The sequence below is a fragment of the Streptomyces sp. NPDC050546 genome (assembly GCF_044457425.1).
Lineage (GTDB): Bacteria > Actinomycetota > Actinomycetes > Streptomycetales > Streptomycetaceae > Streptomyces.
This window is the reverse complement of the sequence record NZ_JBITGX010000004.1, coordinates 186,351-198,783: the sequence shown is the minus strand read 5'-3', so window position 1 is coordinate 198,783 and position 12,433 is coordinate 186,351. Positions and strand designations below refer to the sequence as shown.

At 69.1% G+C, this 12,433-nt stretch carries 11 protein-coding genes; all 11 read right to left on the bottom strand.

Annotation, left to right across the window (positions count from 1 at the left end):
* Positions 1 to 2 precede the first annotated feature (2 nt).
* From nuoL to ACIBK5_RS11815, 11 genes are read right to left on the bottom strand one after another with little or no spacing between them, the layout of a single operon-like run.
* On the bottom strand, positions 3 to 1,916 hold the full coding sequence (gene nuoL / locus ACIBK5_RS11865) for an NADH-quinone oxidoreductase subunit L (protein ID WP_399018646.1): 1,914 nt from the start codon (positions 1,914 to 1,916) through the stop codon (positions 3 to 5).
* Positions 1,917 to 1,931: 15 nt separating this feature from the next.
* Positions 1,932 to 2,231 carry an NADH-quinone oxidoreductase subunit NuoK gene (nuoK, locus tag ACIBK5_RS11860; protein WP_003992252.1) on the bottom strand — a complete coding sequence of 100 codons (300 nt, stop codon included), beginning with the start codon at positions 2,229 to 2,231 and terminating at the stop codon, positions 1,932 to 1,934.
* Positions 2,228 to 3,070 (bottom strand): NADH-quinone oxidoreductase subunit J, encoded by an 843-nt coding sequence (locus ACIBK5_RS11855; protein ID WP_399018644.1) that lies wholly within the window; start codon positions 3,068 to 3,070, stop codon positions 2,228 to 2,230. The genes nuoK and ACIBK5_RS11855 overlap by 4 nt, the downstream gene beginning before the upstream one ends.
* Positions 3,067 to 3,708: an NADH-quinone oxidoreductase subunit NuoI gene (nuoI, locus tag ACIBK5_RS11850; protein WP_399019182.1), complete on the bottom strand. Its 642-nt coding sequence runs from the start codon at positions 3,706 to 3,708 to the stop codon at positions 3,067 to 3,069. Before nuoI ends, ACIBK5_RS11855 begins: the two co-directional genes overlap by 4 nt.
* Before the next feature lie 16 nt (positions 3,709 to 3,724).
* Entirely contained in the window at positions 3,725 to 5,101 is a 1,377-nt protein-coding gene (gene nuoH, locus ACIBK5_RS11845; protein WP_399018642.1) for an NADH-quinone oxidoreductase subunit NuoH, read from the bottom strand.
* A complete protein-coding gene (locus ACIBK5_RS11840) occupies positions 5,098 to 7,602 on the bottom strand; it encodes an NADH-quinone oxidoreductase subunit G (protein WP_399018641.1) in 2,505 nt (834 codons plus the stop codon). Before ACIBK5_RS11840 ends, nuoH begins: the two co-directional genes overlap by 4 nt.
* Positions 7,599 to 8,945: an NADH-quinone oxidoreductase subunit NuoF gene (gene nuoF, locus ACIBK5_RS11835; protein ID WP_399018639.1), complete on the bottom strand. Its 1,347-nt coding sequence runs from the start codon at positions 8,943 to 8,945 to the stop codon at positions 7,599 to 7,601. Before nuoF ends, ACIBK5_RS11840 begins: the two co-directional genes overlap by 4 nt.
* The gene (nuoE, locus tag ACIBK5_RS11830) at positions 8,945 to 9,805 is read right to left on the bottom strand and encodes an NADH-quinone oxidoreductase subunit NuoE (protein ID WP_399018638.1); all 861 of its coding nucleotides are present in this window, start codon (positions 9,803 to 9,805) and stop codon (positions 8,945 to 8,947) included. The genes nuoF and nuoE overlap by 1 nt, the downstream gene beginning before the upstream one ends.
* Complete coding sequence (locus ACIBK5_RS11825; protein WP_382489191.1) at positions 9,802 to 11,124, bottom strand: NADH-quinone oxidoreductase subunit D; 1,323 nt, start codon at positions 11,122 to 11,124, stop codon at positions 9,802 to 9,804. Before ACIBK5_RS11825 ends, nuoE begins: the two co-directional genes overlap by 4 nt.
* On the bottom strand, positions 11,121 to 11,882 hold the full coding sequence (locus ACIBK5_RS11820; RefSeq protein ID WP_399018636.1) for an NADH-quinone oxidoreductase subunit C: 762 nt from the start codon (positions 11,880 to 11,882) through the stop codon (positions 11,121 to 11,123). Before ACIBK5_RS11820 ends, ACIBK5_RS11825 begins: the two co-directional genes overlap by 4 nt.
* Positions 11,879 to 12,433: an NADH-quinone oxidoreductase subunit B family protein gene (locus ACIBK5_RS11815; RefSeq protein ID WP_003998928.1), complete on the bottom strand. Its 555-nt coding sequence runs from the start codon at positions 12,431 to 12,433 to the stop codon at positions 11,879 to 11,881. Before ACIBK5_RS11815 ends, ACIBK5_RS11820 begins: the two co-directional genes overlap by 4 nt.

Here is a 12,433-nt window from a genome sequence, read left to right as displayed (position 1 = left end):
TATCAGACCGCCCTCATCAGCAGGGTCACGGCGACCAGGACCGCCGCACCGCCGAACATCGAGACCGCGTAGGAGCGGGCGAAGCCGTTCTGCAGCTTGCGCATCCGCCCGGAGAGGCCGCCGACCGAGGCCGCCGTGCCGTTGACGACGCCGTCGACCAGGGTGTGGTCGACGTAGACCAGGGACCGCGTGAGGTGTTCGCCGCCGCGGACCAGGACGACGTGGTTGAAGTCGTCCTGGAGCAGGTCGCGCCGGGCGGCCCGGGTGAGCAGCGATCCGCGCGGGGCGACGGCCGGCACGGGGCGCCGTCCGTACTGCGCCCAGGCGAGGGCGACGCCGATGACCATGCAGGTCACGGTCGCGCCGGTGACAGCGGCGGCGCTGAGCGGCGAATCGCCGTGGCTGTGCCCGGTGATCGGCTCCAGCCAGTGCACGAAGCGGTCGCCGATGCTGAAGAACCCACCGGCGGCCACCGACCCGACGGCCAGCACGATCATCGGGATCGTCATGACCTTGGGCGACTCGTGCGGATGCGGTTCATGGCCGTTCGCGTCGGGCTGCCAGCGCTTCTCGCCGAAGAACGTCATCAGCATCACGCGCGTCATGTAGAACGCCGTGATGGCCGCGCCCAGCAGGGTCACGCCGCCGAGGATCCAGCCCTCGGTGCCGCCCTTGGCGAACGCCGACTCGATGATCATGTCCTTGGAGAAGAAGCCGGACAGGCCCGGGAAGCCGATGATCGCCAGATAGCCGAGGCCGAAGGTGACGAAGGTGATCGGCATGTACTTCCTGAGGCCGCCGTACTTCCGCATGTCCACTTCGTCGTTCATGCCGTGCATGACCGAACCGGCCCCGAGGAACAGCCCCGCCTTGAAGAAGCCGTGCGTCACCAGGTGCATGATCGCGAAGACGTAGCCGATGGGGCCGAGGCCCGCGGCGAGCACCATGTAGCCGATCTGCGACATGGTCGAGCCGGCCAGTGCCTTCTTGATGTCGTCCTTCGCGCAACCGACGATCGCACCGAACAGGAGCGTGACCGCACCGACGACGGTGACGACCAGCTGCGCGTCCGGGGCGCCGTTGAAGACGGCCGCGGAGCGGACGATCAGGTACACGCCCGCCGTCACCATGGTCGCGGCGTGGATGAGGGCCGAGACCGGGGTCGGGCCCTCCATCGCGTCCCCGAGCCAGGACTGCAGCGGCACCTGGGCGGACTTGCCGCAGGCCGCGAGCAGCAGCATCAGGGCGATGGCGGTCAGCTTGTCCTCACCGGCGGCACCGGCGAGCCCGGCCTCCTCGTGGCTGCCGAGCACCGGCCCGAAGGCGAAGGTGCCGAACCACAGGAACATCAGCATGATCGCGATGGACAGGCCCATGTCGCCGACGCGGTTGACCAGGAAGGCCTTCTTCGCGGCCGTGGCGGCGCTGGGCTTGTGCTGCCAGAAGCCGATCAGCAGGTAGGAGGCGAGACCGACGCCCTCCCAGCCGACGTACAGCAGCAGGTAGTTGTCGGCGAGGACGAGCAGCAGCATCGCCGCGAGGAACAGGTTCAGATAGCCGAAGAAGCGGCGGCGCCGCTCGTCGTGCTCCATGTATCCGACGGAGTAGAGATGGATCAGCGAGCCGACGCCCGAGATCAGCAGGACGAACGTCATCGACAGCTGGTCGAGCTGGAAGGCGACGTCCGCCTGGAAGCCCTCGACCGGGATCCAGCTGAACAGGTGCTGGCCCATCTCCCGGTGGTCCGGGTCCTTGCCCAGCATGTCGGCGAACAGCACCAGGCCGAGCACGAAGGAAGTGGCGGCGAGGGCCGTGCCGATCCAGTGGCCGACGGCGTCCAGCCGGCGTCCGCCGCACAGCAGGACCACCGCTCCGAGCAGGGGCGCCGCCACCAGCAGCGCAATCAGGTTCTCCACGATTCTTCCGACCCCTTACAGCTTCATCAGGCTGGCGTCGTCGACCGAGGCCGAGTGGCGGGCACGGAACAGGGACACGATGATCGCGAGCCCGACCACGACCTCGGCGGCGGCGACGACCATCGTGAAGAACGCGATGATCTGGCCGTCGAGGTTGCCGTGCATCCGGGAGAAGGCGACGAACGCGAGGTTGCAGGCGTTGAGCATGAGCTCGATGCACATGAACACGACGATCGCGTTGCGCCTGATCAGCACGCCGGTGGCGCCGATCGTGAACAACAGGGCCGCGAGGTAGAGGTAGTTGACGGGGTTCACTTCGACGCCTCCTCGGACCGCTTGAACTTGGCCGGCCCGACCGCCTTGCGCTCCAGACGGTCCTCGGCCCGCTGCTCCAGGGCCTTGAGGTCGTTGAGCGCCTGCTGCGACACGTCGCGGATCTGGCCGCGCTCACGGAGCGTCTTGCTGACGGTGAGCTCGGAGGGTGTGCCGTCCGGGAGCAGGCCCGCGATGTCGACCGCGTTGTGCCGGGCGTACACACCGGGGGCAGGCAGAGGCGGCAGTTGCTTTCCTGCGCGGACCCGCTCCTCGGAGAGCTCCCGCTGCGTCTTCGCCCGCTCGGTGCGCTCGCGGTGGGTGAGCACCATGGCGCCGACAGCGGCCGTGATGAGCAGGGCGCCGGTGATCTCGAACGCGAAGACGTACTTGGTGAAGATGAGGGCGGCGATGCCCTCCACGTTTCCGCCGGCGTTCGCCTGGCCGATGCCGTTGAACTCCGTGAGGGAGGCGTTGCCGATGCCGCCGATCAGCAGGACGCCGAAGCCGAGACCGCACAGCAGGGCCAGCCAGCGCTGGCCCTTGATGGTCTCCTTCAGGGAGTCCGCCGCGGTCACGCCGACGAGCATCACCACGAACAGGAACAGCATCATGATCGCGCCGGTGTACACGATGATCTGTACGACGCCCAGGAAGTAGGCGCCGTTGGCGAGGTAGAACACCGCCAGGATGATCATGGTTCCGGCGAGGCAGAGGGCGCTGTGCACGGCCCTCTTCATGAGGATGGTGCACAGGGCGCCGATCACCGCGATAGTGCCCAGGATCCAGAACTGTACGGCCTCTCCCGTGGAGGTGGAGTAGGCGGCGAGCTGGGAGGTCATCGGCCGATCACCTTCTCCGACGCCGGTTCGGTCCCGCCGAAGGTGGAGTCGGACTCCTGCACGACCTCACCCTTGGAATGGGCGACCTGCTGCTCCGTGCCGGGCGCGGCCTCGGTGACCAGGCCCCGGTAGTAGTCCTGTTCGTCCGTGCCCGGGTAGATGGCGTGGGGCGAGTCGACCATGCCGTCCTCGAGACCGGCGAGCAGCTGCTCCTTGGTGTAGATGAGGTTGGCCCGGCTGGAGTCGGCCAGCTCGAACTCGTTCGTCATCGTGAGCGCGCGTGTGGGGCACGCCTCGATGCACAGGCCGCACAGGATGCAGCGGGCGTAGTTGATCTGGTAGACGCGGCCGTACCGCTCGCCCGGCGAGTAGCGCTCCTCGTCGGTGTTGTCGGCGCCCTCCACGTAGATGGCGTCGGCGGGGCAGGCCCAGGCGCACAGTTCACAGCCGACGCACTTCTCCAGGCCGTCCGGATGGCGGTTGAGCTGGTGCCGTCCGTGGAAGCGCGGAGCCGTGGTCTTCTGCTGCTCCGGGTACTGCTCGGTCAGCCGCTTCTTGAACATGGCCTTGAAGGTCACGCCGAAGCCGGCCACGGGGTTCTGGAAACCGGGCTTGGTGTCCTTCGGTTCCTCAGCCATCGGACGCTCGGGTACCTCAGCCATCGGACGCCTCCTTTCCATCCGTAGATCCGCCCACAGATTGGTCACTCTGAGTATCGGGCCCACCACTGACAATCAGCTCCCGCTCACGGCGCGAGCGGCGCCTGGGAGCCGGCGGAAGCTCCTGTCCGGGCAGCGGCGGCACGGGGAATCCGCCCGCCATGGGGTCGAAGGCCGCCGGGGTCTCGGTCGGCCGCTCGGCCTGCTTGGACTTCTCGCGGAACATGTCGACGACGAAGGAGAGCAGCAGCAGGGCCAGCACACCGCCGCCGACGTAGAGCACGATGTCGGCGAAGTCGTAGTTCTCGTTCCGCAGGGCCCGCACGGTGGCGACGAGCATCAGCCACACCAGCGAGACCGGGATGAGGACCTTCCAGCCGAGCTTCATCAGCTGGTCGTAGCGGACGCGCGGGAGCGTGCCGCGGATCCAGATGAACATGAACAGCAGCAGCTGGACCTTGACGGTGAACCAGAGCATCGGCCACCAGCCGTGGTTCGCGCCCTCCCAGAAGGTGCTGATCGGCCACGGGGCCCGCCAGCCGCCGAGGAACAGCGTGGTGGCGACGGCCGAGACGGTCACCATGTTGACGTACTCGGCGAGCATGAACATCGCGAACTTGATCGACGAGTACTCGGTGTTGAAGCCGCCGACCAGGTCACCCTCGGACTCCGGCATGTCGAAGGGGGCGCGGTTGGTCTCGCCGACCATCGTGACGATGTAGAGGATGAAGGAGAGGGGCAGCAGCAGGATGTACCAGCGGTCGGCCTGCTGCTCCACGATCGCCGACGTCGACATAGACCCCGAGTAGAGGAACACGGAGGCGAAGGCGGCGCCCATCGCGATCTCGTAGGAGATCATCTGCGCGCAGGAGCGCAAGCCGCCCAGCAGCGGGTACGTCGAGCCGGAGCTCCAGCCCGCGAGGACGATGCCGTAGATGCCGACCGAGGCGACCGCGAGGATGTAGAGCATCGCGATCGGCAGGTCGGTGAGCTGCATCGTGGTGCGCTGGCCGAAGATCGAGATCTCGTTGCCGGCCGGGCCGAAGGGGATCACCGCGATCGCCATGAAGGCAGGGATGGCCGCGATGACCGGCGCGAGGACATAGACCGCCTTGTCCGCGCGCTTGACGATCACATCCTCCTTCAGCATGAGCTTGATGCCGTCGGCGAGCGACTGGAGCATGCCCCAGGGGCCGTGCCGGTTCGGGCCGACGCGCAGCTGCATCCAGGCGACGACCTTGCGCTCCATGACGATGGAGACCAGCACGGTCACCATCAGGAAGGCGAAGCAGAACACCGCCTTGATGACGACCAGCCACCACGGGTCCTGGCCGAACATCGAGAGGTCTTCAGCGGCGAGGTACGGGCTCATGCCTCCACCTCCTTGGGGGCCTCGCCGGCGAGCGTCGCCGGGCCGATGCGGACGAGGGAGCCGGGCCGCGCCCCGGTGTCGGAGGCGACGCCGCCGCCGACGGAGTTCAGCGGCAGCCACACCACCCGGTCGGGCATCTCACTGATCTGGAGCGGGAATTCCACGGTGCCCTGAGGGCCGGTCACGGCGAGGAGGTCGCCGTCCTTGACGCCCGCCTCAGCCGCTGTCGCGGCCGACACACGCGCACGTGCGGCGTGCCGGGTTCCGGCGAGTGCCTCGTCGCCCTGCTGGAGGAGACCCTGGTCGAGCAGCAGCCGGTGCCCGGCGAGGACGGCCTCGCCGACCGCCGGGCGGGGCAGCGCGGCCGCGGTCTCCAGGGGTTCGCCGGCCCGCGGGCCGTCCCAGGCGCCGAGCCGGTCGATCTCCGCGCGCACGGTGCGCAGATCCGGCAGCCCGAGGTGGACGTCCATGGCGTCGGCGAGCATCTGCAGCACGCGCGCGTCGGTCGGTGCGAGACGGCGGGTCATCTGGTCGGGCTTGAGCGCGGCCTCGAAGAAGCGGACCCGGCCTTCCCAGTTGAGGAAGGTGCCTGCCTTCTCGGCGACCGCGCCGACGGGCAGGACCACATCGGCCTCGCGGCTGATCTCGCTGGGCCTCAGTTCGAGGGAGACCAGGAAGCCGACCTCGTCGAGCGCCTCACGCGCGCGTGCCGGGTCGGGCAGGTCGGCGATCTCCACGCCCGCCACCAGCAGGGCCTGGAGCTCGCCGGTCGCGGCGGCCTCGACGATCTGGCCGGTGTCACGGCCGTAGCGGTGCGGGAGACCGGCCACGCCCCAGACGCCGGCGACCTCGTCACGCGCGCGTGGGTCGGTGGCCGGGCGTCCGCCCGGCAGCAGCGACGGCAGCGCGCCCGCCTCGATCGCGCCGCGTTCCCCGGCCCGGCGCGGGATCCACACCAGCCGGGCCCCGGTGGCCGTCGAGGTGCGCACGGCGGCGGTGAGTCCGCCGGCCACCGCGGCCAGCCGCTCGCCGACGACGATCACAGCGCCCTCGGTACGCAGCGCCTCGGAGGCCGTCGCGCCCTCGTCCTCCAGGCCGACGCCGCTGCCGAGCGCGTCCAGCCACTCGGTCTCGGTGCCGGGAGCTGCGGGCAGCAGCGTGCCACCGGCCTTCTCCAGACCGCGGGTGGCGTGCGTGGCCAGCGAGAAGACCCGCTGCCCGTGCCCTCGCCAGGCCTTGCGCAGACGCAGGAAGACGCCGGGTGCCTCCTCCTCCGCCTCGAACCCGACCAGCAGGACGGCGGGCGCCTTCTCCAGCGCGGTGTACGTGACGCCCGTACCGTCGAGGTCCCGGCCGCGGCCTGCGACCTGGGCGGCGAGGAAGTCGGCCTCCTCGGCGCTGTGCACGCGCGCGCGGAAGTCGACGTCGTTGGTGTCGAGCGCCACGCGCGCGAACTTGCTGTACGCGTAGGCGTCCTCGATGGTGAGCCGGCCGCCGGTCAGGACACCGGTGCGGCCCCGGGAGGCCAGCAGCCCCTGGGCCGCGATCTGCAGCGCCTCGGGCCAGGAGGCAGGTTCGAGCTCGCCCTCGGCGTTGCGCACGAGCGGCGACTGAAGCCGGTCCCGCTGCTGCGCGTACCGGAACCCGAACCGCCCCTTGTCGCAGATCCACTCCTCGTTGACCTCGGGGTCGTTGGCGGCGAGCCGCCGCATGACCTTGCCGCGCCGGTGGTCGGTGCGCGTGGCGCAGCCGCCGGAGCAGTGCTCGCAGACCGACGGGGAGGAGACCAGGTCGAAGGGGCGGGAACGGAATCGGTACGCCGCCGAGGTCAGCGCGCCGACCGGGCAGATCTGGATGGTGTTGCCGGAGAAGTACGACTCGAACGGGTCGCCCTCGCCGGTGCCGACCTGCTGGAGCGCGCCCCGCTCGACCAGCTCGATCATCGGGTCGCCCGCGACCTGGTTGGAGAACCGGGTACAGCGGGCGCACAGCACGCAGCGCTCACGGTCGAGCAGCACCTGCGTGGAGATCGGCACGGGCTTCTCGTACGTGCGCTTGCGGCCCTCGAAGCGGGAGTCGGCGTCGCCGTGCGACATGGCCTGGTTCTGCAGCGGGCACTCGCCGCCCTTGTCGCAGACCGGGCAGTCCAGCGGGTGGTTGATGAGCAGGAGCTCCATCACACCCTTCTGGGCCTTCTCCGCGACCGGCGAGGTGAGGTGGGTCTTCACCACCATCCCGTCGGTGCAGGTGATGGTGCAGGACGCCATGGGCTTGCGCTGGCCCTCGACCTCGACGATGCACTGGCGGCAGGCGCCGGCCGGATCGAGGAGCGGGTGGTCGCAGAACCGGGGGATCTCGATGCCGAGCTGTTCGGCGGCCCGGATGACCAGGGTGCCCTTGGGCACGCTGATCTCGGCGCCGTCGATCGTCAGCGACACGAGGTCCTCCGGCGGGACCGCCGCTTCTCCCCCGCCGGAGGGAGAGCTGGTGGTCACGGTCATGCGTTCACCTCCGTGCGGTCGGCCCAGGCCGTCGACTTCGCCGGGTCGAAGGGGCAGCCCCGGCCCGTGATGTGCTGCTCGTACTCCTCGCGGAAGTACTTGAGCGAGGAGAAGATCGGCGAGGCGGCGCCGTCGCCGAGGGCGCAGAAGGACTTGCCGTTGATGTTGTCGGCGATGTCGTTCAGCTTGTCGAGGTCGGACATCCGTCCCTTGCCGGCCTCGATGTCGCGCAGCAACTGCACGAGCCAGTAGGTGCCTTCGCGGCAGGGCGTGCACTTGCCGCAGGACTCGTGGGCGTAGAACTCCGTCCAGCGTGTGACGGCCCGCACGACGCAGGTCGTCTCGTCGAAGCACTGGAGTGCTTTTGTGCCGAGCATGGAACCCGCGGCGCCCACTCCTTCGTAGTCAAGAGGGACGTCGAGATGCTCGTCGGTGAACATCGGGGTCGAGGAGCCCCCCGGCGTCCAGAACTTGAGGCGGTGCCCGGGGCGCATGCCGCCGCTCATGTCGAGGAGCTGGCGGAGCGTGATCCCGAGCGGCGCCTCGTACTGGCCGGGGCCCGCGACATGGCCGGACAGGGAGTAGAGCGTGAAGCCTGGCGACTTCTCACTCCCCATCGACCGGAACCAGTCTTTGCCCCGGGTCATGATCGCGGGAACCGACGCGATGGACTCGACGTTATTCACCACAGTCGGGCACGCGTAGAGGCCCGCGACAGCAGGGAAGGGGGGACGGAGCCGCGGTTGACCCCGGCGGCCTTCGAGCGAGTCCAGCAGTGCGGTCTCCTCACCGCAGATGTACGCGCCCGCGCCCGCGTGCACGGTGATGTCGAGGTCGTGTCCGCTGCCCTGGATGTTCTCGCCGAGGAAGCCGGCCTCGTACGCCTCGCGTACGGCGGAGTGCAACCGCCGGAGTACTGGGACGACTTCACCACGCAGATAGATGAAGGCATGCGAAGACCTGATGGCGTAACACGCGATGATCATGCCCTCGATGAGGCTATGCGGGTTCGCGAAGAGGAGCGGGATGTCCTTGCACGTCCCGGGCTCCGACTCGTCGGCGTTGACAACTAGATAGTGCGGCTTGCCGTCCCCCTGGGGAATGAACTGCCACTTCATCCCCGTCGGGAATCCCGCGCCGCCGCGCCCGCGCAGACCGGACTCCTTGACGTACGCGATCACGTCGTCCGGCGACATGGCGAGCGCCTTGCGCAGCCCTTCGTACCCCTCGTGCCTTCGGTACACGTCCAGCGTCCAGGACCTGTCCTCGTCCCAGAAGGCCGACAGCACCGGTGCGAGCAGCTTCTCGGGGCTCATGTCTTTCAGCTCGGGTGCCAAGGTCATCACTCCCCCTCCTCGGCGGTGGGCCCGGCCGGGTGGGACGGGTCGGAGGCCGACGTGTCCTGCGGCGCGTCGTGCGAGCTCAAGTGCTCCGTCGGTGACGGGTCGTGAGGTGTCTCGGTGCGGGCCGCCTCACCGCGCGGATGCACCACGCGGGCGGGAGCGCTCTCCCCCTTGGCGAGCTTCAGGCCGATCAGGGAGGCGGGGCCCGCGCTTCCTCCGGACTCGACGGCTCCGTCCCGCTCGTCGGGGAATCCGGCCAGGACCCGGGCGGTCTCCTTGAAGGTGCACAGCGGCGCCCCGCGGGTGGGCGTGACCGGCCGGCCCGCGCGCAGGTCGTCGACGAGGCGCTTGGCGCTGCCCGGGGTCTGGTTGTCGAAGAACTCCCAGTTGACCATCACTACGGGAGCGAAGTCGCAGGCCGCGTTGCACTCGATGTGCTCCAGCGTGACCTTGCCGTCGTCGGTGGTCTCGCCGTTGCCGACGCCGAGATGCTCCTGGAGCTCCTCGAAGATCGCGTCTCCGCCCATCACGGCACACAGGGTGTTGGTGCACACCCCGACCTGGTAGTCACCGCTCGGCCGGCGCCGGTACATGGAGTAGAAGGTGGCGACCGCGGTGACCTCGGCCGTGGTCAGGCCGAGGATGTCCGCGCAGAACCGCATTCCCGTGCGCGTGACGTGTCCCTCCTCCGACTGCACGAGGTGCAGCAGCGGCAGGAGGGCGGACCGGGAGTCCGGGTAGCGGGCGATGATCTCGCGCGCGTCCGTCTCCAGACGGGCCCGGACGTCGTCCGGGTAGGCGGGCGCGGGCAGTTCGGGCATGCCCAGGCTGACGCCCCGCTCGGAAGATGAGGTGGTCACCGGTCGACGCCTCCCATCACGGGGTCGATGGACGCGACGGCGACGATGACGTCGGCGACCTGGCCGCCCTCGCACATCGCCGCCATGGCCTGCAGATTGGTGAAGGACGGGTCGCGGAAGTGGACCCGGTAGGGGCGGGTGCCGCCGTCGGACACGACGTGCACCCCGAGTTCGCCCTTGGGCGACTCGACCGCCGCGTACGCCTGTCCCGGCGGGACGCGGAAGCCCTCGGTGACCAGCTTGAAGTGGTGGATCAGGGCCTCCATGGAGGTGCCCATGATCTTCTTGATGTGGTCGAGGGAGTTGCCGAGGCCGTCGGGGCCCAGGGCCAGCTGGGCGGGCCAGGCGATCTTCTTGTCGGCGACCATGACCGGGCCGGGCTGGAGCCGGTCCAGACACTGCTCGACGATCCTGAGCGACTGGCGCATCTCCTCCAGCCGGATGAGGAAGCGGCCGTAGGAGTCGCAGGTGTCGGCGGTCGGGACGTCGAAGTCGTACGTCTCGTAGCCGCAGTACGGCTGCGTCTTGCGCAGGTCGTGCGGCAGGCCGGTGGAGCGCAGGATCGGGCCCGTCGCGCCGAGGGCCATGCAGCCGGCCAGGTCCAGATAGCCGACGTCCTGCATACGGGCCTTGAAGATGGGGTTCCCGGTGGCGAGCTTGTCGTACTCCGGGAGGTTCTTCTTCATCTTCTTCACGAACTCGCGGATGTGGTCCACCGCGCCGGGCGGCAGGTCCTGGGCGAGTCCGCCGGGGCGGATGTACGCGTGGTTCATCCGCAGGCCGGTGATCAGCTCGTAGATATCGAGAATGAGTTCACGATCACGGAATCCGTAGATCATGACCGTGGTGGCGCCGAGCTCCATGCCGCCGGTGGCGATGCACACCAGGTGCGACGACAGCCGGTTCAGCTCCATCAGGAGCACGCGGATGATCGAGGCCCGGTCCGGGATCTGGTCCTCGATGCCGAGGAGCTTCTCGACGCCGAGGCAGTACGCCGTCTCGTTGAAGAACGGCGTCAGGTAGTCCATGCGCGTCACGAACGTCGTGCCCTGCGTCCACGTCCGGTACTCGAGGTTCTTCTCGATGCCGGTGTGCAGGTAGCCGATGCCGCAGCGGGCCTCGGTGACGGTCTCGCCGTCGATCTCCAGGATCAGGCGGAGCACGCCGTGCGTGGACGGGTGCTGCGGGCCCATGTTGACGACGATGCGCTCGTCGTCGGCGCGGGCCGCCGACTCGACGACCTCGTCCCAGTCGCCGCCGGTGACGGTGTAGACGGTGCCCTCGGTGGTCTCGCGAGGGGAGGCGTGCGAAGTGCTCATGAGTACGACCTCCGCTGGTCCGGAGCCGGGATCTGGGCGCCCTTGTACTCGACGGGGATGCCGCCGAGGGGGTAGTCCTTGCGCTGCGGGAAGCCCTGCCAGTCGTCCGGCATCATGATCCGCGTCAGGGCCGGGTGACCGTCGAAGACGATGCCGAAGAAGTCGTACGTCTCGCGCTCGTGCCAGTCGTTCGTCGGATAGACGGAGAACAGCGACGGGATGTGCGGGTCGCTGTCGGGAGCGCTGACCTCGAGGCGGATCAGCCTGTTGTGGGTGATCGAGCGCAGGTGGTAGACGGCGTGCAGCTCGCGGCCCTTGTCGTTCGGGTAGTGGACGCCGCTGACGCCGGTGCACAGCTCGAAGCGCAGGGCCGGGTCGTCGCGCAGGGTGCGGGCGACGCGGACCAGGTGCTCGCGCTCGATGTGGAAGGTCAGCTCGTCGCGGTCGACGACCGTCTTCTCGATGACGTTCTCGGGGAGCAGGTCCTGTTCCTCCAGGGCCCCCTCCAGCTCGTCGGCGACCTCGTCGAACCAGCCGCCGTAGGGGCGGTTCGCCGGGCCCGGGAGCCGGACCGAGCGGACCAGGCCGCCGTAGCCGGAGGTGTCGCCGCCGTTGTTCGCGCCGAACATGCCGCGCTGGACGCGGATCTCCTCGCCCCCCTCGCCGCGCTGGCCGGGGAGGTTGGAGGCCGACAGGTCCTTCTCGGGGTTGGCGCCGCCCGAGTCGTTCGGGCCCTTCGCCCCGTTCGCGTCGCTCATCGCAGCAGCCCCTTCATCTCGATCGTGGGCAGGGCCTTGAGCGCCGCCTCCTCCGCCTCGCGGGCCGCCTCCTCGGCGTTCACGCCGAGCTTGGAGGTCTGGATCTTCTGGTGGAGCTTGAGGATGGCGTCCATCAGCATCTCCGGCCGTGGCGGGCAGCCGGGGAGATAGATGTCGACCGGCACGATGTGGTCGACGCCCTGGACGATGGCGTAGTTGTTGAACATGCCGCCCGAGGAGGCGCAGACCCCCATGGAGATCACCCACTTGGGGTTCGGCATCTGGTCGTAGACCTGCCTGAGCACCGGCGCCATCTTCTGGCTGACCCGGCCGGCGACGATCATCAGGTCCGCCTGCCGGGGCGAGCCCCGGAAGACCTCCATGCCGAAGCGCGCCAGGTCGTAGCGGCCGGCGCCGGTGGTCATCATCTCGATGGCACAGCAGGCGAGGCCGAACGTGGCGGGGAAGACCGACGCCTTGCGCACCCAGCCCGCGGCCTGCTCGACGGTGGTCAGCAGGAATCCGCTCGGCAGCTTTTCTTCGAGTCCCAT

Bases quoted from the DNA above. Each gene is read 5' to 3' on its own strand.
- ACIBK5_RS11855 (WP_399018644.1), bottom strand. From the start codon at position 3,070: ATGACCTCCCAGCTCGCCGCCTACTCCACCTCCACGGGAGAGGCCGTA.
- nuoI (WP_399019182.1), bottom strand. From the start codon at position 3,708: ATGGCTGAGGAACCGAAGGACACCAAGCCCGGTTTCCAGAACCCCGTG.
- nuoH (WP_399018642.1), bottom strand. From the start codon at position 5,101: ATGAGCCCGTACCTCGCCGCTGAAGACCTCTCGATGTTCGGCCAGGAC.
- ACIBK5_RS11840 (WP_399018641.1), bottom strand. From the start codon at position 7,602: ATGACCGTGACCACCAGCTCTCCCTCCGGCGGGGGAGAAGCGGCGGTC.
- nuoF (WP_399018639.1), bottom strand. From the start codon at position 8,945: ATGACCTTGGCACCCGAGCTGAAAGACATGAGCCCCGAGAAGCTGCTC.
- ACIBK5_RS11825 (WP_382489191.1), bottom strand. From the start codon at position 11,124: ATGAGCACTTCGCACGCCTCCCCTCGCGAGACCACCGAGGGCACCGTC.
- ACIBK5_RS11820 (WP_399018636.1), bottom strand. From the start codon at position 11,882: ATGAGCGACGCGAACGGGGCGAAGGGCCCGAACGACTCGGGCGGCGCC.
- ACIBK5_RS11815 (WP_003998928.1), bottom strand. From the start codon at position 12,433: ATGGGACTCGAAGAAAAGCTGCCGAGCGGATTCCTGCTGACCACCGTC.